The following is a 20,149-nucleotide window of genomic DNA, read 5'->3' on the forward strand; positions in this document are numbered from 1 at the left end:
CTCATGGTTCGGGTGCATGCCTACCTCGCCGCACGCAACGCCCAGCGCTCTGCCAGTCCATACCTACGTCGAGCCGACCTCAGGCGCACCGCCTGAGGTCATGCGGGAATCGTGGTCGTTGGTTTAGGACGCCTTGGAAACCGCCAGGACGAACCGCGCGTAGCCGAGTTCCGCCGCGTTCTTCATCAATTCGAGCGAGGCCCAGGCCACGATGTCTCCGAAGGGCTTGCCCTGCAGCGGCCAGCGCGTGCGCTCCGTCGAGCGCAGGTCTTCGTCGCCGAGTCGTTCGATGTGGGCCCGCCATTCTCCGTGCAGTCGATGGACCCACTCGCGCACGCCGTCGGCGGTGCCGGGCCAGTACACGGCCTCTTTGGTCAGGGTCGCATCCGCGAACGAGTGGTTGAGCACCATGGCCCACCAGAAGCCCAGATGCCATGTCAGCCAGGCGACGCTCGCGGGCCCCAAGTCATAGCCCTCGTGTTCGGGCCAGTCCGCGCGCCAGTGTCCGTCCGCGCCTTGTTGAACGTGAAGGCCCACCCGGCCCGGGCGGCGCAGGCACTCCTCCGTGGTCAATCCCTCGAGATGGTACTGGGTGAGCGCCCAGGCGATGTCGAGCTGCCCGAGGAGGGTGTCTCTGACGGGATGGGTCATGGGCCCCACGCTAGAGGGCACCCCCAGGCGCCGTCCATGGCGCGTGGCGCGCGTCAAGTCACCCACGTTCCGGGACGTCACGTGCCCCTGCTCGTGGAGCCGAGCGCCCAGCCATGCCCGCGAGGACCGCGCGGCCTGCGGCGCAGGGCCCCTCCCGCGGTTAGACTGCCGCCAATGAACTCCAGTCCATCCAGCCGCTCGGCCATCGTCGTGGCGGAGCTGGGGCCGACGAACACTGGAAAGACCCACCGGGCCATCGAGCGCATGCTCGAGCACGACACGGGGATGATGGGGTTGCCACTTCGCCTGCTCGCCCGCGAGGTCTACGACCGGGTGACCGCCCGGGTGGGTGAGGGGCGGGTGGCGCTGATGACAGGGGAGGAGAAGCGGCTGCCTCCGCGCCCCGACTACTGGATTTGCACCGTCGAGGCGATGCCTCTGGACCGCACGGTCGACTTCCTCGCGGTGGACGAAATCCAGCTCGCCGCCCACCGTGAGCGCGGGCACGTCTTCACGGACCGTCTGCTGCATGCGCGAGGGCGCAAGGAGACCTGGTTCCTGGGCGCGGACACGATGCGGCCGATGCTCCAGTCGCTCATCCCCCACGCCTCGGTGAAGCGCGCCACGCGCCTGTCCCAGCTGCGCTACTCCGGGCGGCGCTCCCTGAAGAGCCTGCCTCCGCGCTCGGCCGTGGTCGCCTTCTCCGCGGACCGGGTGTACGAGCTGGCCGAGTCGCTTCGGCGCCTGCGCGGCGGGGTCGCCGTGGTGCTGGGCGCGCTGTCGCCCCGGACGCGCAATGCCCAGGTGGCGATGTATCAGTCCGGCGAAGTGCAGTACCTGGTGGCCACCGATGCCATCGGCATGGGGTTGAACCTGGACCTCAACCACGTGGCCTTCGCGGCGCTGTCCAAGTACGACGGTGCCGAGCAGCGAGACCTCTTCTCGGATGAGCTGGCGCAGATCGCCGGCCGCGCGGGCCGTCACCTCAATGACGGCAGCTTCGGCACCCTGAACACGCTGTCCGAGCTGTCCCCCCGGGTGGTCTCTTCCATCGAGTCACACCAGTTCCCCGCCGTGCGCAGCCTCATCTGGCGCAACGCCGAGCTGGACTTCGCGAGCCCGGAGGCGCTGCTGGACTCGTTGACCCGGGCACCCCGCCACAACGCCTTCATCCGGGTGGAGCGCGCGGATGACTTCGATGCGCTGAAGGACCTCTCCCAGGTCCCCGCCGTCCGGGACCTGGTGACGGACCGCGCGGGCGTCGAGCTCTTGTGGCAGGTCTGCCAGATTCCCGACTTCCGCAAGGGCCTCTTCGGCCAGCACGTCGGGCTGCTGCGGGAGACGTTCCTCCAACTCGCCGAGGGCGATGGGACGTTGGACGCGACGTGGCTCGGCAAGCAGGTGTCACCGCTCGACGACGTCTCGGGGGACCTCCACACGTTGATGGACCGGCTCGCCGCCATCCGCATCTGGACGTACATCAGTCATCGCTCGTCATGGTTGCATGACGCCGAGCAGTGGCAGGAGCGCACGCGCCACATCGAGGATGCGCTGGGGGATGCCCTGCATGAGCGACTCGTCGAGCGCTTCGTGCAGCGGGCCGCGCGCAGGAGCGCACGGCGCTTCGTGAGGGCCACGGCGCCTGTCGCTGGGAGCGGCTCCGACAGTCCCTTCGCCAAGCTGGGGCTCCTCCTGGGCGAGGTGGCGGGGGCGGATGGGCCGGCGCTGACGGAGGAGCAGTTCGTCCAGCGCGTCGTCGATGCGACGCATGAGGCCTTCGAGGTGGATGCGCTGGGAAGCATCTCGTTCGAGGGGCAGCCGCTGGCGCGACTGGTGCGCGGCACGGACCGGCGCTCGCCGCAGCTGGCCCTGGCGGAGCCGGAGGTCTGGACGGGGGGCGCGCGGCGGCGGCTCGAGCGGCGGCTGAACGCCCTGGCGAGGGACCTGGTCACCGAGGCGATGGGAGGTTTTCCCGCCGAGTCCCTCACTGGCGCGGGGCGCTCCGCGGTGACGCGGGGACTCTCCTACCGCCTGGCGGAAGGGGTGGGAGTGATTACCCAGGGCGAGGCCCGGGAGCAGTGGGGGCTGATGGACGAGGAGTCGCGAGAGCGCTTGAGGACGCTGGGCGTTCGCGAGGGGCGACGCTACTTCTACGTGGCCAACGCCCTGTCGCCTCCGGCGATGGAGCGGCGCTGCATGCTGACGGCGCTGTTTCTCCAGAAGCCCGCACCCAAGGGGGTGCCGAGTGAAGTTTCGCTCGAGGCGTCTGTGTTTGGCGCGCGGGAGGCGCGAGCCTTCGGATACGAGGTGCTGGGCTCCGCGGCGTTGCGAATCGATGTCGTCGAGCGGCTCGCCGATGCGCTGCGTCACCCGAACGGCGCGCAGCAGGCGCAGGCGCTCATGCAGGAGCTGCGGCTGGAGGCCGGCGCGCGCGCGGTGGTGCTCCGGGAATTGGGGGGCCCGTCGGGGAGCGCCGCGATGAAGCGCCGCCGCCGTCGCCGCCGAGGGACCCAGAACTCCCCCGCAGTGCAGCAGGCTGCGGGCTCGCATCCCTCCTCCCGGGAGAGCGGCACGGGTGCGCGGGGAGCCCGGGGCGGACCCAAGCCGGAGTGAGGACTGGCGACGGGTGCTGTCCATTGAGGCTGTTGGATTGAATTGAGCTGGGATTGCGGGACCTGTCCTCGGACGAAGGTACGATGCCCGTGTTGAGTCGTGCGGGTGGCGCTTGGGGGATGGGTTGAATCATCGCAATCACTTCCCGCAAATACATATCGCTCGCATAAGTCAGACAAGTTCACCCGCGAGCGAGGGAGTCCCATGTCCAGCCAGCTCAGTCGTCGTGCGCAGTCAATCCCTTGCTTCCTTGTTCTCACGCTCGGAGTCGTCCTCTTCGCCAGTCCAGCGAGCGCGCAGCTCGTGGCCCTGGAGTGCCCTGGCACCATCGCGGCGACGTACAATCCAGGCATCAAGCTCGAAGCCCAGGCCATCTCCGCGACGGCGATGGGAAGCTTCGGGCCCTGCGTCGGTGTGCCGCTGACCTTGCCCTCCGGTACCTTCACCGCCACTGGCGGCGGCACCTTGAGCTGTGTGACGGGAGATTCAACCTTCGATGCGGTCATCAACTGGAATGACAACTCCACGAGCAACGCGTCCGTCACCGCCACCATCGACGTACGCCCCGGGGGCGCGGTCGTCGTCTATACGGGGACCCTGAGCAGTGGGAAGTTCAACGGCGCGACCATTGTCATCACCGTGGCCCTCCTCACGACGGACCTCGACAACTGTCTCACCGCGCAAGGCGTGACGTTCACCAGTGGCGCGGGCACCATCACCTTCGCCAAGGTCCTGTGACGGCTCGCCCCGGCACGGGTCCAAGCCCGTGCCGGGGCGGCATGCGCCCGAGGTGAGGGGTTAGCGGAGCGCTGGCAGCACCCGCGCGGCGAAGGCGTCGATGAACGGCTCCTGCCAGCGATTGACGTTGTGCAGGTACAGGCGACTGAATCCGAGCGCCACGTCCTGGGAGAGCCAGTCCACGTGGCGCTGGAGGCTGGAGGACACGCGCACGTGGCCCTCCAAATCCCTGGGCTGCACCGTGCGCGCCAGCTCCTCGAACTGGGAGGGGCGGCGCAGGTCCGAGAGCACGGAGCTGGCGAAGATGTTCGGAGCCCACTGCTCCATGGCGCCCTGGAGCGCGGCCTGCTCGTCCTCGGCCCACGAAAGCTGCACCTTGAGGAACATGGGCTTGCCCTCGCCGCCTCCGCGATGAAAGGCCTCCACCATCTTCCGCAGCTCCTCGGGAGGCTTGCTCACGGTGATGAGGCCATCCGCCCAGCTCCCCACCCACTCCGCCGTCTGGGGAGTGATGGCCGCGCCCACCAGCAGGGGCGCCTGGGCCGGGCGTGAGTAGAGCTTCGCCTCCTCCACCCGGACGAGTCCTCGGTGCGTCACCGTCTCCCCCCGGAAGAGGGCGCGCATCACCTCCACGCAATCCCGCAGCCGCGCGTTGCGCACATCCTTCGGCGGCCAGGGCTCCCCCGTCACGCCTTCGTTGACGAGCTGCCCGCTGCCCAGTGCCGCCCAGGCGCGTCCTGGGAACATCTCCGCGAGCGTCCCCAGTGCCTGCGCGATGATGGCGGGGTGGTAGCGCTGTCCCGGTGCGTTCACCACGCCCAGGCTCGTCAGCTTCGTGGTGGCCAGGGCCGCGCCCATCCAGCTCCAGGCGAAGCCGCTGTGTCCTTGTGTCTCGCTCCAAGGGTGGAAGTGGTCGGAGTTGAGCGCCGCCGTGAAGCCCGCCGCGTTCGCGCGCTGTACCAGCCGGAGCAGTTCGCTGGGAGGAAACTGCTCGTGGGAGGCGTGGTAGCCGAGCGTGAGCATGCGCGCGCACGGTGGTGTCGCCTTCTTGGTTTCGCGAGTCCACCTGATGACCAAGTGTGCGCTGTCGCACGCATGTGTCACGTCGTGGCGGCGCCTCTGCCTCGGCGTCCCCACCCTGCACGCAGGGAGACGGATGATTCAGGACCTCTGGTACAAGAACGCGGTCATCTACTGCCTGGACGTCGAGACGTTCATGGACGGAAACGGCGACGGCGTGGGCGACTTCATCGGCCTCCAGCGTCGCCTGGACTATCTGGCCGGCCTGGGTGTCACCTGTCTGTGGTTGATGCCCTTCCACCCGACGCCCAACCGCGACAACGGCTACGACATCACCGACCATTACGGCGTGGACCCCCGGCTGGGGACCCCCGGTGACTTCGTGGAGTTCACGCACCAGGCGAAGCAGCGCGGGATGCGCGTCATCATCGACCTGGTCGTCAACCACACCAGCGACAGGCACCCGTGGTTCCTGGACGCGTGCAAGGGCCGCGACAGCCGCTTCCATGACTTCTACGTGTGGTCCGACAAGAAGCCCCGCGACGCGCACGAGGGCATGGTCTTCCCCGGCTCGCAGAGCACCACCTGGACCCATGTCCCCGTGGTGAAGCGCTGGTACTTCCATCGCTTCTTTCCCTTCCAGCCGGAGCTCAACGTCGCCAACCCCGCCGTGCGCGAGGAGCTGCTCAAGGTGATGGGCTTCTGGCTGGAGCTGGGCGTGTCCGGCTTCCGGGTGGACGCGGTTCCCTTCCTCGTGGAGCTCAAGGGGACGAAGGACCACGGGAACAAGGACCCGTACGCGCTGCTCAGCCGGATGCGGGAGTTCCTCTCGTGGCGCAGCGGGGATGCCATCCTCCTGGCGGAAGCCAACGTCACCATGGACGAGGTGATGAATTTCTACGGCAAGGAGGGGGACCGGATGCAGATGGTCTTCAACTTCGCCGCCAACCAGAACTTCTTCCTCTCGCTGGTGACGGAGGACGCGACGCCGCTGGTGGAGGCGCTGCGCTCCGCGCCCCGGCTACCCCAGCTGGCGCAGTGGGCGAACTTCCTGCGCAACCATGACGAGCTGGACCTGGGGCGGCTGCCAGCCGCGGCGCGCAAGCGCGTCTTCGCGGAGCTGGGCCCGGAGCCGAGGATGCAGCTGTATGGGCGGGGACTGCGCAGGCGGCTTTCCCCCATGCTCGCGGCGGACCGTCGCCGGCTGGAGCTGTCGTTCAGCCTGATGCTCTCGCTGCCGGGCACTCCGGTGCTCTGGTACGGGGACGAGCTGGGCATGGGCGAGGACCTGTCCCTGCACGAGCGGCAGAGCGTGCGAACGCCCATGCAGTGGTCCACCGAGCCCCATGGGGGCTTCACCCGGGCGCCGGAGCCCTTCCGCCCGGTGGTGGCCAACGCTCCCTTTGGCTTTCCCCAGGTGAATGTCGAGCAGCAGCGCAGGGACCCGTCCTCGCTGCTCAACTGGATGGAGCGCATGGTGCGCATGCGCAAGGAGTGCCCGGAGCTGGGCTGGGGCGCGTGGAAGCTCCTGCGTGTGAAGCCTCCGCACGTGCTCGCGCTGCGCTACGACTGGAAGGGCGAGACGCTGGTGATGCTGCACAACCTGTCTGGCAAGGCGTGCGAGGTGGGCTTCTCGCCCGGCGGGCCTCCGGCTCGGCTGGTGCATCTCCTGTCGGAGGCGCACTCCGCGCCGGGCAAGGCAGGGCGACATCGGGTGACGCTGGAGGGGTACGGCTACCGGTGGTTCCGGATGGAGCCCCGCGCCATGCCCGCCGCCACGGCTTGAGCGCTCGCGGCGCGTACCTGCCTGGGACGGCGCCGCGCTAGGCTGCCACCCATGCTGACGGGTGGTGGGTCGAGGATTCTCGCGGGAGTCGGAGTCGTGGGCGCGGTGGGCTTCCTCCTCGCGATGGACACGGGGCGCCCCGAGGTCCGGCTGATGACGAAGGCGGTGCCCATGCTCTGCCTGCTCCTGTGGCAGTGGCCCCCTCGGGAGCGTTATGCCCGCTGGGTCTTCGCGGGCCTGGGGCTGTCGCTGCTCGGCGACGTGTTGCTGGACCTGGGGCCGGAGTTCTTCCTGCCCGGCCTGGGCGCCTTCCTGTTGGCCCACGTGAGCTACACCGCCGCGTACCTCACCGTGACGCGCGGGCTCCAGTGGGTGAGGGCGCTGCCCTTCCTGCTCCTGGCCGTGAGCGCCAGCGTGTTCCTGTGGCCCGGCCTGGGGGACATGTCGCTCCCCGTGACAGTCTATGTCGCCGTCATCTGCACGATGACCTGGCGCGCGGCGGCGATGCTGGGGACGCCCGGCCTGTCACGCCTGGAACAGCGGGCCGCGTTCGCCGGCGCGCTGCTGTTCGCCGTCAGTGACGGACTGCTCGCCATCAGGCTCTTCGTGCAGCCCGTGCCCGGCGCTGGTTACGCCATCATGTTGCTGTACTGGGCCGCGCAGCTCAGCATCGCCGTCTCCGCTCGCGGGCCGCGCGCCCACCCCGCGAGCGCCGGGCACTCCCTGGCTTGAGGGGGCCCGCGCGGTGGCGGGCGCCCCTTGCCGCACCTGTCAGTGGCGGGTTTCCTTGGGCGCGCTGAACGAGCGCAGGAACTCGATGAGCAGCCGCGCGCCGTAGCCCGTTGCCCCCTTGGAGCGCCACGCCTTGTCGCTGTCGATTCGCGACGTCCCCGCCATGTCGATGTGCGCCCAGGGAATGCCGTCGACGAACTCCTCCAGGAACAGGCCCGCGGTGATTTGACCCGCGTTCACCCCGCCGATGTTCTTGAGGTCCGCGACCTCTGAATCGAGCTCGCCCCGCAGGCGCTTGTCGAGCGGGAACTGCCACACCGTCTCGTCGGACTTCTCGGCCGCCGCGCGCACCTGGTCGACGATGCCTTGATGGTTGCCCATGACCCCGGCGTTGTCGTTGCCCAGGGCCCGCTCACAGGCTCCGGTGAGCGTGGCGATGTCGAGGATGGCGTCGGGGGCTGGCTTCTCCTCCGTCGCGAGGACCAGGCCGTCCATCATCACCAGCCGGCCCTCGGCGTCGGTGTTCAGGACCTCGATGGTCTTCCCGCCCCGGGCCGTCAGGACGTCGCCGAGCCGCATCGCCTTGCCTCCCGGCATGTTGTCCGTGCACATGAGATACCCGGTAACGGAGGCCTTGACGCCGAGCGCGGACAAGGTGGACATGGCGGCGAGGATGGCCGCCGCGCCGGACATGTCTGTCTTCATCGCGGCGTGGACCAGGTCGTTGGGCTTCAGGCCGAGTCCGCCCGAGTCATACATGATGCCCTTGCCAATCAACGACACGCGGCCGAGGGGCTCGAGGGCCTTGCCTCGCTCGTCTTTCGGCCGATACGAGAGCTTGATGAGGCGCGGAGGCTCCGCGCTCCCGGCATTCACCCCGAGCATGCCGCCGCAGCCCATCTTCGCGAGGGCCTTCTCGTCGAAGACCTCGATGTCCAGCCCCGACGCGGCCGCCACCACGCGGGCAATCTCCTCCACGCGGCGCGCGGTGAGGAGCGTGGCCGGCGCGTTGGCCAGGTCGCGGGCCAGCTCGGTGGCCCGGGCCGTGATTCGGCCACGCTCGACGCCGCGCTTCACCTCTTCGAGGGGTAGCGACGACGACAGGAGGGTGAGGGCCTCCAGGGGCGGCTCCTGCTGGGACGTGCGCTTGAGCGGGCGATAGCGATAGCGCGCCAGGAGGACTCCCTCGACGACCGCCTGAGCGGCGACGTCGGGCGCGATACCGCCGAGGTCCGGCAGCGTGAAGCCGAGGTGGACGTAGTGGCCCGCTGCCCGTGCGAAGGCCGCCGCGGCATCGCGCAGGGACGCGAGGTCACTGTCTGCCTTTTCTCCGATGCCGACGACGACGAGCGCCGAACCCTCCGCGCGTGGAATGACGAGGGACTGGCCGACCTTGCCCGTAAATCCAGCCGCCTTGAGCTGGGCCCGGCTGAGCCCCAGCTCACGGGGGACCTCCCCATCGACTCCGACAGGGATGCCCAGGACGCCCGCCTCTTTGGGCAGGGCCCGTGAGACCTGGAGCGTGGTGGCCTCGAGCTCATCCACGGAAGGCGCGGGATGGAAGTCAGACACTGCTTCCGCATGGTACGTTGGAAACGTCATCGTCATGGCTCTGTCCTCGGGCGCTGTGCCAGCGCGGCGCTGACTGTCGAACTCGCGAAAATGTAGTCACGCGATATCCGGCGCGGTCATGCCCGCTGCCGAAGACGAGCCCCTCGTCGACTGGCCGCCAGGGAGCGGCCGGCCTCAGGCGTCGGGGCTCGACCTGAACAGGCTCAACCCGAGCCGCTGCGACAGGAAGCGCGCGGCGAGCTGCCCCTGGACGCTGTTGCCCGCGGCGTCGAGCCGTGGGGCGAACGTGCCCAACCCACCCTTGCCCGGCGCGACGGTGACGATTCCGCCGCCAATGCCACTCTTGCCGGGAGTGCCCACGTCATAGAGCCAATCTCCCGAGGTCTCATACATCCCCGCCGTGGCCATCACCGCGAGCGCGTGGTGGCAGACCTCCGCGTCGACCACCCGGGTCCGGGTCACCGGGTTGACGCCTCCGTCCGCCAGCGTGGCCCCCATCACCGCGAGGTCCCTGGCGGTCACCGCGAGCGAGCACTGACGCGTGTAGAGCTCCGTCGTGAGGGAGGGCTCTGTCTCCAGGCGGCCCAGGCCATGCAGCAGCCAGGCGAGCCCCTGGTTGCGGTGGTGTGTCTTCGTCGCGGAGACATACACCTCCTCGTCGAGCACGAGGGGCCTGCCGGCGAAGCGTGACAACCCCTCGTGGATGAACCGCCACCGGGCCTCGGGGCTGGTGCCCGGCACCAGGCTCGTCGTCGCGAGCGCTCCTGAGTTCACCATGGGGTTGGTGCGCCCGTCCGGGCTCTGGTCTATCGCCATGGCCGAGTTGAACGGCAGGCCGGTGGCATTGACCCCCAGCTTGCGCCGCGCCACCTCCGGGCCCAGCGCCTGGCAGACGAGGGCGAAGACGAACGGCTTGGACACACTCATGAGGGTGAACGGGTGGTCCACGTCGCCCGCTCCGTGGCTGCTGCCGTTGATGCCGGCGACGCACACGCCGAAGAGGCGGGGGTCCACCCTCGCCAGCGCGGGGTAGACCTGGGAGCACGCTCCCTCCGTGTTCTCTCGATGACGTCGGTGCGCCTCGATGACCAGCTCCCCGACCCGCTCCGAAGAGGGGAGGTGTCCGGTGGAGATGAAGGCCGCCTCGTCTGCCGTATCCATGCGTGGCGGCCCTCCTGCTCGGAGTGGAGAGGCGAGGCGTTGCTCGCCTCGTCGGTCATCGGTCCCCTGGCGTTGGCTTCGCTGGAAGGGTTCGGTCGCGAGGGGTGGTTGTCAATGCCGCGGGCAGGCCTACTGCGCCTCGAGCATCAGGAAGCTGAAGTCCGCCGTCCCACTGCCGCTCGCCTTGGGGGCGTTGGAGTGGCAGCCCATGCAGGACGCGGTCGGCTGGATGAAGGTCTCCATCGTCGTGTTGGCGAGCACTGGCGGCGTGCCCTGGGGCGCTCCACCCGTGGCCCACTGGGTGCTGATGAGCTGGTAGTTGGCCCAGACGGAACCCTTGAGCAGCCCCCGGTAATACGCATTCAGGCTGGGGTCGGCCTGGATGGGCGTGGTGCGAGTCACCTGCACCGGCGCGTTGAGCGGCCCGCCGTCCGGAGCGAGCTCCGTGTACGGCTGGGTCGCCGTCTGCTGGTTGGGCTGGCAGTTCGTCGTGCAGTGCGGGTTGAAGAAGGACGACGTCGTGTTGTCCACCTGCTCGAAGGTGGACCAGAACCACTTCGCCTGGCTGGCCGTCTTGTGGATGATGTGCAGTCCCACCAGTCCCACGGTGACGGGGTTGGCTCCGGGACTCGGGGCGCCCGACTCGTCGTTGAGGACCCACGCCTTGCGCATGTAGAAGCGCTTTCCGGCGACCTCCTGCGCGGACAACACCTTCCACGCCGCCTTGACCTCCATGGCGCCCACCGGACCGCAGGGTTTGCCATTGCAGGGCCCGGGGTTCTGGGTGGGACCGGTGGGGAAGGAGATGGTGGCGCTCGTCTGACCCGCCGCGTTCCAGAGGTCGTTGGTGATGAGGTAGTTGTACTCGTCCTGGTTCAGTCGCTTCTCGTAGCGCACGAACCGGCCGTTCTGGTCCGTCAGGGGTCCGCCGACGGCCTGCTTGATGTCGGGGAACCTCTCGATGACGATGGCGGACGCCTTGGAGTCACTCACGAGCAGCTTGTCCACGTTCGCGTTGACGGCCTCGAGTCGGCCGGCCTCGGTCAGCTTCGTCAGCCGCCGCAGCTTCGTCTCCAGGGCCGCCGGCGTGTTGAACGTGCACCAGGCGCCGGGCTTGCTCCCGGGTGGCACGAAGATGTCGGTGTCCTCCGGGTAGGTCTCCCAGACGGTCGGCCCCTGTCCCGTGAGGATGCTGACCTGGGTGTTGGGCGCGCACGCGGACGTCGTCGCCGGCCAGTTGAGCGCGATGAAGGTGTTCCACGAGTAGACGTCCACGTCGGACTGGAACTCGCCGAAGCGAGGGCACGCGTCCACTGGCACCACCGACTGCGCGGGGGTGATGGCCGTGGCGCACGTGGAGCCGGGACAGGTGGGGTCCGGGTTGCACCCCGGCGGGAGTGCCTGGGCGGACGGAGTGTCCGTCGAGCCCACCGGAGAGGATGAGGGCGACGTGGTGGCACAGGCGACGATGACGGCTCCGGCGAGGACACCGCCCACCGTCAGCTGACGCAGGAGAGTGTGAGAGACGCTCATGGACGACCCAGGGGTAAGAGGGGACGACTGCGACGCTGCCCGTGCAAGGCGAGGGCCCCTGTCCAGGAGTGGCTGCAACCTCCCGGAAAGAGGAACGAGCCCCACCGGGCCCGCATCCACCCGCGTCGTGTGCGGACGCTGGTGCGTTGGTGCATCACGCAGCCAGGCGCGCCAGGGTGCCCGTGGGAAGCACCCCGCGCCAGCCAGGGGGAGGGGAGGGGTGCTCGATTCAAGACACCGTGAGGGTGTGTGGGTTCAGCGCGGTGGGGCTTTCGCGCGGCGGGGTGGGCCCTTGATGATGTGGCCATGCCCCGCCGCCCCGCGCTTCCCGTCGTGCTGCTGCTCTCGCTGTCGTCCGCCTTCCTGCTGGGCGCGGCGCCTCCCGCCGCGACGGGGGCGGCGAGCTCCGCTCCGGTGACGCTCCGGTGGAAGGTGCCGCCGGAGTCCTTGGGCTACGCGTACACGACGGAGGACACGGACCCCCAGGGCGGCCGGATGCGCGTGGACCTCTCCAGCCTCAAGTCGCAGGGCGTCTCAGTGGGCAAGCGTCGGCAGCTCTTCACGATTCAGCAGCCCACGCAGGCCGAGATGGTACTGGTGCTCACGCCGAAGCCCTCGGGCGACGTGGCCGCCAAGGTGGTGGTGACGCGGATGGACATGCCCAAGGCCAGGCGCCCGTCGAAGCAGGACCAGGCGATGGCGAAGGCGATGAAGTCCATGGAGGGCACGGTGCAGTTGCGTGGGAGCCTGACGCCCTCGGGGTTGGTGACCAGCGACCTCAAGCGAGAGCAGCGCAACCTGCTGGCGTTCATGGTGGAGCTGCCGACGAAGCCGGTCTCCGTGGGGGAGGTGTGGACCCACAGCGCGGACCTCCTGAAGATGGGCGGCCGGTGGCAGGGCGAGCATGAAGTCCTCAACCGCGTGGAGCTGGTGGCGCTGGAGCGCGAGGCGGAGGGGCGCACGGTGGCCGTCATCGACTTCACGCTCGCGGAGCGGCACGACGGCAAGTTCGAGCACTCCGACCCGTCGAAGTCGATGCCTGGGATGATGGAGATGTCCTACGTGGCGCGAGGCGAGTTCCTCGTCGAGGAAGGCCGCTGGAGGCGCATCGCCGGTCAGATGTCCACGCTCTCCAAGGGCCTGATGACAGGCAACACCGCGCAGCGGTTCGTCATGGTGCCGCTCGCGCCCATTCCCGCCGAAGTCCTCGCCGCCGAGTGACACGTGGGGGCCGGGGTTCTCTCAACCCAGGGGCTGCGAGGTCATTACCCACTCCGTGGGCAGGTGAGAGGCGTTGCCCTAGAATCCCGGGTTCTCCTCGTTGAAGTGAGGCTGTCTCCTGGACCTGGCAACGCTGAACAAGCTGCTCTCGGTGGGTGTGCAGAATGGCGCATCGGACATCCATTTCCGCCCGGGTGACCCGCCCATCTACCGGGTGAACGGCGCATTGCGCCCCCTGAAGATGGACAAGCTCCAGGCGGACCACACCAAGCAGGTGGCGTTCCACGTCATCACGGACCCCTCCATCAAGAAGCAGCTGGACACGCTTCAGGAGTGCGACGCGTCGTACAGCCTGCCGGGCGTCGCGCGCTTCCGGGTGAACATCTACCGTCAGCGGGGCTCGCTGGCGTGCATCCTGCGCATCATCCCGGATGAAATCCCTACCATCGACGGGCTGGGTCTGCCGCAGGTGCTCAAGACGATTGCGAGCAACGAGCGAGGGTTGGTGTTGGTGACGGGCGCGACGGGCTCCGGGAAGAGTTCCACGTTGGCGTCCATGATTGACCACATCAATCGCACGGAGAACCTGCACGTCCTCACCATCGAGGACCCCATCGAGTTCATCTACAAGAACATCAAGTCGTCCATCTCCCAGCGCGAGATTGGCTCGGACACGACGAGCTTCGCGGTGGCGCTGAGAGGGGCGCTGCGCCAGGACCCGGATGTCATCCTGGTGGGAGAGATGCGCGACACGGAGACCATCGACATCGCGCTCAAGGCGGCGGAGACGGGCCACCTGGTGCTCTCCACGGTGCACACGACGGATGCCTCGCGCACCATCAACCGATTGGTGTCCGTGTTCCCCGCGGAAGAGCAGACGATGGTGCGCATGCGACTGGCGGACTGTCTGAAGGCGACGGTGTCCCAGCGGCTCCTGCCCCGGGCCAGCGGAAAGGGGCGCACGGTGGCGCTGGAAATCATGGTGCAGACGAAGACGGTGGAGCAGTACATCCGGGATGACCGCGCCAACGAGCTGAAGGACGTCATCGAGAAGGGCCGCGACATGTTCGGCATGCAGTCCTTCGACCAGCACCTGACACAGCTCTACCGCGAGGGGCTCATCACCCTGGAGACCGCCCAGAGCGCCGCCTCCAACCCGGCTGACTTCCAGCGCGCGCTCGAGTTCGATTGAGCCCTGGGCACGGCCCGTCCCGTCCGAGCCGTCCGTTTCCGCTCGAGAGGGTCAGAGAGTGCAGTTCTGGTTGCCGGTCAGGGACTCGTTCGTCGCGCTGATACAGGAGCACGGACGACTCCCACGGCACTTGAACGAGTTGGACGCCTCGCACAGGTCGCTCACGCGCTTCCAGCGCCTGATGGACTGGTCGACATCGTCATACCGGGTGAAGAGCTCATCCCCACGGACCGCGAAGGTGAAGACGTCCTGGTTGGACTCCAGCGAGCTCTCGCCCGAGGTGTCGCAGGAGGTGGCCCTCGTCATCACCAGCTTTCCGTCCGCCACCTTCCAGGTCCCCAGCGTGTTGTCCCAGACCTGCTCCATGTGGATGAAGGAGCTTCCCTTGATGAGCATGGCTTCGGTGGACCGAGCACCGAGGCCCTGCTCGAGGCGATAGAGGCCGTCCGGAAGGGTGCCTCCGGTGAGCGCCGGCGCGTTCGTCACCTCGGTGTCGTCCACGCTCATGTTCGAGCACCAGCTCACGGCATGGCACTGGAGCGTGCCCCCCTCCTCTTCCTTTTCATTGGAGTCGCCACATGCCGTGGCGAGGAGGGACAGCGAGAGGGACAGTGACAGGGCACGCAGCATCTTCTTCATCGGGTCCTCCTGCATCGAGTCGGTGGGGAACCAACCCCCGACAGGAGGAGACAGGCCGGAGCCCGCTGTTGCAGAAAATCGACGGGCCCCTTCTCGCCGTGGGTGGCTCGTCAGAAGAGGAAGTCCGTGGTGAGGAAGTCCGACTCCCGCCGGGTCAGGATGGATTGGACGAGCGTGGTGTTGGCGGGCGTCGTCTTCGTGGCGACGAGCGTGCGGATGGAGAACACGCGCAACGCATCCGCGACGGACAGCGTGCCCTCGGCGGAGTCCTTCCTCCCGTTGAAGGGGAAGGTGTCCGGGCCTCGCTGGCACTGGCAGTTGAGGTTGATGCGGCCGACCTGGTTGGAGAACGCGTCGATGAAGCGGCCGATGCGCGCCGAGTCCTTTCCGAACAGGCTCAGCTGCTGGCCGAACTGGGAGTTCACCACCAGCCGCACCACCTCCTCGTCCTCGTCGAACACCATCACCGGGACGACGGGGCCGAACTGCTCCTCGCTCGCCAGCCGCATGTCCTGCGTCACCGGGTACACCACCGTCGGCGCGTAGAAGGAATGGGCCGCCTGGCCTCCCGTCGCGTTCACCACGCGCGCACCCTTGGACACCGCGTCGTCCACGAGGCCCTGGAGGTAGTCCGCCTTGCCCGGCTCGGGCAGGGGCGTGACGGAGACGCCCGGCTCCCACGGCATGCCGGGCTTGAGCTGGTCCACCGCGGCGGTGAACTTCTTCAGGAAGGCATCGACGATGCTCCGGTGCACCACGAGCAGCTTGAGCGCCGTGCACCGCTGGCCGTTGAAGGACAACGTCCCGGTGATGCACTCCTTCACCGCCTCATCCAGGTTCGCGTCCTCCAGGATGATGGCCGGGTTCTTCGCGTCCAGCCCCAGCACGGACTTCAGGCGGTGGGGCCGGGGATGCATCTTCTTCAACTCACTGGCGCCCCGGTTGGTGCCGATGAAGGCGAAGAGGTCCACCTGGCCGCTCTCCATCAGCGCGCCCACCGTCTCGCGGCCCTTGCCGTAGATGATGTTGATGACGCCCGGCGGGAAGCAGTCGCGGAACGACTCCAGCAGGGGGCGGATGAGCAGCACACCGAACTTCGCCGGCTTGAACACCACCGTGTTGCCCATCAGCAGGGCGGGGAAGAGCGTGCTGAACGTCTCGTTGAGCGGGTAGTTGTAGGGCCCCATGCACAGCGCCACGCCCATGGGGGCCCGGCGAATCTGCGCCATGATTCCCTGCTCCTGCACGAAGCGGGACGAGGTGCGGTCCAGCTCCTTCAGCGCGCGGATGGTCTCCACGATGAGGTCGATGGTGCGGTCGAACTCCTTCTCGGAGTCCGGCTGCGTCTTGCCAATCTCCCACATCAGGAGATTCACCACTGCCGTGCGCTGGGCACGCATCGCCACCACGAAGCGCTCGACGGCTTCGATGCGCTCGGCGACCTTCATCGTCGGCCAGACCCCCCGGCCCAGGTCATACGCCTTCACGGCCGCCGCGAGCGCCTCCAGCGACTCGCGAGAGGTGAGCAGTGGCGTGGCGCCCATCACCTTCTGCTTCAGGCCCTCGGGCGTCTTCACGTAGACGGGGCTGCGCACGGGGCTGAGGTCTCCCGCCCATGTCCGAAGCTCGCCGCCGACCAGGTACTCGCGCTGCTCGAGATAGGCGGGGAGCCGCACACCCGGGGGAATCTGCTCGTCGGTCGGAAAGAGGTCAGCCAGTGCCGTCATGGGGGCCCTTTTTAACGGACCCCTCGCGGACTGGCACGCCTTCCAGCGTCCCTAGAAGGAGGTCTGGAGGCCCCCCTCGCCGCCGGACATCCAGTGTGGCGCAGTGGAACGAGCCGCCGAAGGAGTTGAAGCTCCGGACGTCGCAGAGCAGTGGTTTGAAGCCCCACTTCTCCGACGCGGGGACCGTGGAGCGGCGCAGCGGGCTGTCGTGCTGCCCGTACCTCATGGGCGGCCGGCTCCGGGGGCTGGAGGCCTGGGTGGCGCACTTCATCCGGAGCGAGGGCTGAGCACGGGCGCGTGCCTTGGGGAATCGAGCGAGGCGACGACCTCCGGAAGGTGGGGGCAGGCGACCGGGGGCTGGCGGATTGCCTGGCCTGGGGGCTTCACGGTCGGCTGACCGCATGAGCCCCCGGGGCTCCCGTGCGTAGATCTGGAGCGAGTCCCGCTTCCCCCTGGAAGGGACACGGGGGCGATGGGGTTCGTGAGGGAGGGCGCGCGAGGGGGTCCGTGAGGACGCGCCGCGCAGTCGTTTCAGGAAGGAGCCGCGCGTGATGCACGAGGGGGATGCCTCCGCCGCTCGGGTGGGGGACTTGCTGGCCGGTTGGGAGAGTGAGCTGAGGGCTCGCTACGTACGCCGGGTGGAGCGGGAGCGCGGTCCCCGGGGCCTCGCCGAAAGCAGGCTGGTGGAGATGCTCCCCGTGCTCCTGGAAGCCCTCACCCGGGCGCTCTGGGAAGCGCGCGTTCCTCCGTCTCCCGCCATGCTCCATGCCCTGCGCGTCGGGCAGGCGGAGCGCTGGCAGGAACGCCCGGACGCGGACGTGGGCCTGCTGGCGCGAGAGTACGGCCTGTTCCACGACTGCCTGCTGGAGTTGCTCGAGGAGGTCGGGGCGCGCGCGTCCCTTCGTGAGCTGCGAATCGTGGAGGCGGTGCTGGCGGAGGCGACCGCGGACGCGGTGAGTCGCCACTCGGCGAACTCCCACATGCATGATGACGGTGCCTGGCTCCAGGCCATCATCGACCACGCCCCGCCCGTCATCTTCGCGAAGGACGCACAGGGGCGCTTCGTCCTCGTCAACCGGAGCTTCGAGGAGGCGCTGGGGATACCGCGCTCGCGCATCCTCGGGAGGACGGACTACGGCCTGTTCCCCTTCGATGTGGCGCACAGCAACCGTGAGCACGACGCGCGGGTGCGCGACACGCACGCGCCCCTGATGGCGGACGAGTACATCCCCGGCGTGAAGGGCGTGCGCACCTGGTTCGCCATGAAGTTCCCGCTGCCCGGCGGGGCGCGACCGGACGGCCCCTTCGTCTGCGGCATCTCCACGGACATCACCGACATCCGCCGCACGAACGCGGCCCGGGACTTCCTGCTGGAGGCGGGGAGGGTGCTGTCAGCCTCGCTGGAGCTGGAGGCGACCCTCCGGAGCCTCGCGGGCCTGGTGGTGGCGCACCTGTCCGACTACTGCACGGTGGACCTGCTGGATGGGGAAGGGAAGCTCGTCCGGCTGGAGGCCGCCGCGAGGGAGCCTTCGCGCCAGGAGCTCATCCGCCGCATCATGCCCTACGCTCCCCGCGTGGACGTGGACACGCCGCTGAGCCAGGCGCTGGCTCGAGCCGAGGCCCTCGCCGTGCCCCAGGTGACGCCGGACTGGTTGGAGTCCGTGTCCACCAACGCGGCGCACCGCGCGCTGCTGGAGGCCCTGTCGCCCCGGTCCTCCGCGCTGGTGCCGCTGGTGTCTCGCGGGCGCGCCCTGGGGCTCATCCACCTGGTGTGGACGCGTCCGCATGCGCCCGCGGAGATGGAGGCGCTGGTGGAATTGGCGCGAGGCGCGGCCGACCGCGCGGCGGTGGCCATCGAGAACGCGCGGCTGTACCGGGAGGCGCGCGAGGCGGTGCGGGTCCGCGAGGACGTGGTGGCCATCGTGAGCCACGACCTGCGCAATCCCCTCAACGCCATCCACCTGACGGCCACCGCGCTGCTCCGGCGCGCCGGGCTGTCCGAGGAAGGGGTGAAGGGAATCGGACGCATCCGCGATGCGACGCAGCGGGCCACGCGCATGATTCGCGACCTGCTGGACTTCACCCAGGCGCGCGTGGGCGAGCGCATTCCCATCCGGCCGCGTCCCATGGATCTGCATGGACTGATACGGCAGGCCGTGGATGAGCTGTTGCTCGCGCATCCCCAGCGGCACGTCCACGTGGAACTGCACGGAGACGGGCGGCTGGACGCGGACGAGGACCGGCTGGCGCAGGTGGTGACCAACCTGGTGGGCAACGCGCTCCAGCACAGCGAGCCGGGCTCGCTCGTGCGGGTGGTGCTCCGGCAGGAAGAGGAAGGCGTGTGCCTGGAGGTCCACAACGCGGGCGCTCCCATTCCTCCGGACCTGTTGCCCACCCTCTTCGAGCCGTACCGGCGAGGCCCCGAGGCACGCACGAATAAAGGCAGCATCGGCTTGGGGCTCTACATCTCCCGGCAGATTGTCCTGGGGCATGGTGGGCGCATCGACGTGGACTCCGCCGAGGAGGGCACCCGCTTCAGGGTGTGGCTGCCTCGCCCGGTCGAACCTGGGCTTCGCCCGGAGAGGTGGGGTATTCATCCGTCAGGTACCCCATGAAAAACCCCATCATCGCGACACGAGAACTCGGCCGAGGCGCCGCACGGTTTCATGACCTCGTCTACATCGTCAGCAAGGGCAAGACGCTGCTCAGGGACGAAATCGCGCATACCAGCGTGGTGAGCGTCGACGGTGGGGACTGGGCCGACGGCGTGGACACGACCTGGAATTCGACGGCCATTGCGGTGGCGCGACAGCCCTCCGAGAAGATGGTCGTGGTGGGGGAGGATGGAGAGGTCGTCACCTACGTCGGTGGGAAGAGCAAGAACGAGGCGCTGAAGCCCGCGCCGGTGATGATTCGCAACGCGCGCGAAATCGCGGGGTGGGTCTACGCCTGTGGGATGAAGCGACAGGTCTACAAGCGCATCGGCGAGGCGAAGTGGGTGGCGATGAACGCGCCTGCCGCGGAGGCCACGGAGAAGGCGGGCTTCGAGGCCATCGACGGCACCTCGGAGACCGACCTCTATGCCGCGGGCTGGGGCGGAGAGGTGTGGCGCTACGACGGGAAGAGCTGGTCGCCCTGCGAGAGCCCCACGCGCGTCATCCTCAGCGCCGTCTGCTGCGCGCCGGATGGCACCGTCTATGTGGCGGGGCAGCAGGGCGTGCTGCTCAAGGGGCGCGGAAGCGCCTTCGCCGTGGTCCCCTGGGCGGAGGAAGTGACGAGTGACTTGTGGGACCTGTGCTGGTTCCGCGGCAAGCTCTACGTCGCCACCCTGTCCGCGCTGTACACGCTGGAGGGCGACAGGCTCGTCGAGGTCGACTTCGGCGAGGCGGGAACGCCTACGTGCTACGGGCTGGCGACCGCGGAGGACGTGCTGTGGTCGATTGGCCGCGACGACGTGGCCTCGTTCGACGGCACCACGTGGAAGCGCTACGAGTGACGCATCGCCGCGCCCGTGGCGCGCGGGGAAGACAGCTCCCCGCGCGTCAGGGACTCATCGGCTCAGGC

At 68.6% G+C, this 20,149-nt stretch carries 16 protein-coding genes; 9 read left to right on the plus strand and 7 right to left on the minus strand.

The annotated features are described in order from the left end of the window. Positions 1-123: 123 nt before the first annotated feature. Positions 124-651, minus strand: a complete 528-nt coding sequence (locus HUA78_RS41605; protein ID WP_174459126.1) for a DinB family protein — start codon at positions 649-651, stop codon at positions 124-126. A gap of 174 nt (positions 652-825) precedes the next feature. Between HUA78_RS41605 and HUA78_RS41610 the strand changes: the two genes are divergently transcribed. Beyond that, complete coding sequence (locus tag HUA78_RS41610) at positions 826-3,264, plus strand: helicase-related protein (RefSeq protein ID WP_174459127.1); 2,439 nt, start codon at positions 826-828, stop codon at positions 3,262-3,264. Between the two features lie 204 nt (positions 3,265-3,468). Beyond that, complete coding sequence (locus HUA78_RS41615; protein WP_174459128.1) at positions 3,469-4,002, plus strand: hypothetical protein; 534 nt, start codon at positions 3,469-3,471, stop codon at positions 4,000-4,002. Positions 4,003-4,062: 60 nt separating this feature from the next. On the opposite strand, the gene HUA78_RS41620 is transcribed toward HUA78_RS41615, so the two are convergent. After that, positions 4,063-5,025: a TIGR03885 family FMN-dependent LLM class oxidoreductase gene (locus HUA78_RS41620; RefSeq protein ID WP_174478740.1), complete on the minus strand. Its 963-nt coding sequence runs from the start codon at positions 5,023-5,025 to the stop codon at positions 4,063-4,065. Positions 5,026-5,158: 133 nt separating this feature from the next. Between HUA78_RS41620 and HUA78_RS41625 the strand changes: the two genes are divergently transcribed. After that, positions 5,159-6,808 carry an alpha-amylase family protein gene (locus HUA78_RS41625; RefSeq protein WP_174478741.1) on the plus strand — a complete coding sequence of 550 codons (1,650 nt, stop codon included), beginning with the start codon at positions 5,159-5,161 and terminating at the stop codon, positions 6,806-6,808. A 51-nt stretch (positions 6,809-6,859) separates the two neighbouring features. Next, positions 6,860-7,540, plus strand: coding sequence for a lysoplasmalogenase (locus tag HUA78_RS41630; protein ID WP_174478742.1), 681 nt, complete (start codon positions 6,860-6,862; stop codon positions 7,538-7,540). A gap of 39 nt (positions 7,541-7,579) precedes the next feature. Here the strand turns inward: HUA78_RS41630 and HUA78_RS41635 are convergent, their stop codons facing one another. From HUA78_RS41635 to HUA78_RS41645, 3 genes are all read right to left on the minus strand, one after another. After that, the gene (locus tag HUA78_RS41635; protein ID WP_254624195.1) at positions 7,580-9,148 is read right to left on the minus strand and encodes a leucyl aminopeptidase; all 1,569 of its coding nucleotides are present in this window, start codon (positions 9,146-9,148) and stop codon (positions 7,580-7,582) included. Positions 9,149-9,286: 138 nt separating this feature from the next. Then, positions 9,287-10,273 carry a glutaminase A gene (glsA, locus tag HUA78_RS41640; protein WP_174478743.1) on the minus strand — a complete coding sequence of 329 codons (987 nt, stop codon included), beginning with the start codon at positions 10,271-10,273 and terminating at the stop codon, positions 9,287-9,289. Positions 10,274-10,402: 129 nt separating this feature from the next. Further along, positions 10,403-11,806, minus strand: coding sequence for a hypothetical protein (locus tag HUA78_RS41645; RefSeq protein WP_174478744.1), 1,404 nt, complete (start codon positions 11,804-11,806; stop codon positions 10,403-10,405). Between the two features lie 306 nt (positions 11,807-12,112). Between HUA78_RS41645 and HUA78_RS41650 the strand changes: the two genes are divergently transcribed. Together HUA78_RS41650 and HUA78_RS41655 are read left to right on the plus strand one after the other, a co-directional pair. Further along, positions 12,113-13,027: a hypothetical protein gene (locus HUA78_RS41650; RefSeq protein WP_174478745.1), complete on the plus strand. Its 915-nt coding sequence runs from the start codon at positions 12,113-12,115 to the stop codon at positions 13,025-13,027. A 118-nt stretch (positions 13,028-13,145) separates the two neighbouring features. Next, positions 13,146-14,219, plus strand: coding sequence for a type IV pilus twitching motility protein PilT (locus tag HUA78_RS41655; protein ID WP_174459169.1), 1,074 nt, complete (start codon positions 13,146-13,148; stop codon positions 14,217-14,219). A gap of 51 nt (positions 14,220-14,270) precedes the next feature. Here the strand turns inward: HUA78_RS41655 and HUA78_RS41660 are convergent, their stop codons facing one another. Continuing rightward, complete coding sequence (locus HUA78_RS41660) at positions 14,271-14,858, minus strand: hypothetical protein (RefSeq protein ID WP_174478746.1); 588 nt, start codon at positions 14,856-14,858, stop codon at positions 14,271-14,273. 110 nt (positions 14,859-14,968) lie between these two features. After that, entirely contained in the window at positions 14,969-16,585 is a 1,617-nt protein-coding gene (locus HUA78_RS41665; protein WP_174459135.1) for an NADP-dependent glyceraldehyde-3-phosphate dehydrogenase, read from the minus strand. 95 nt (positions 16,586-16,680) lie between these two features. Between HUA78_RS41665 and HUA78_RS41670 the strand changes: the two genes are divergently transcribed. The 3 genes from HUA78_RS41670 (at position 16,681) to HUA78_RS41680 (ending at position 20,081) form a co-directional block, all read left to right on the plus strand. Continuing rightward, the gene (locus tag HUA78_RS41670; protein WP_174463268.1) at positions 16,681-16,872 is read left to right on the plus strand and encodes a hypothetical protein; all 192 of its coding nucleotides are present in this window, start codon (positions 16,681-16,683) and stop codon (positions 16,870-16,872) included. Between the two features lie 264 nt (positions 16,873-17,136). Continuing rightward, positions 17,137-19,200 (plus strand): ATP-binding protein, encoded by a 2,064-nt coding sequence (locus tag HUA78_RS41675; protein ID WP_254624201.1) that lies wholly within the window; start codon positions 17,137-17,139, stop codon positions 19,198-19,200. Further along, positions 19,197-20,081: a hypothetical protein gene (locus HUA78_RS41680; protein ID WP_217441940.1), complete on the plus strand. Its 885-nt coding sequence runs from the start codon at positions 19,197-19,199 to the stop codon at positions 20,079-20,081. The genes HUA78_RS41675 and HUA78_RS41680 overlap by 4 nt, the downstream gene beginning before the upstream one ends. Positions 20,082-20,149: the final 68 nt, after the last annotated feature.

The organism is Myxococcus sp. CA033, assembly GCF_013336625.1.
Classification (GTDB): domain Bacteria; phylum Myxococcota; class Myxococcia; order Myxococcales; family Myxococcaceae; genus Myxococcus; species Myxococcus llanfairpwllgwyngyllgogerychwyrndrobwllllantysiliogogogochensis.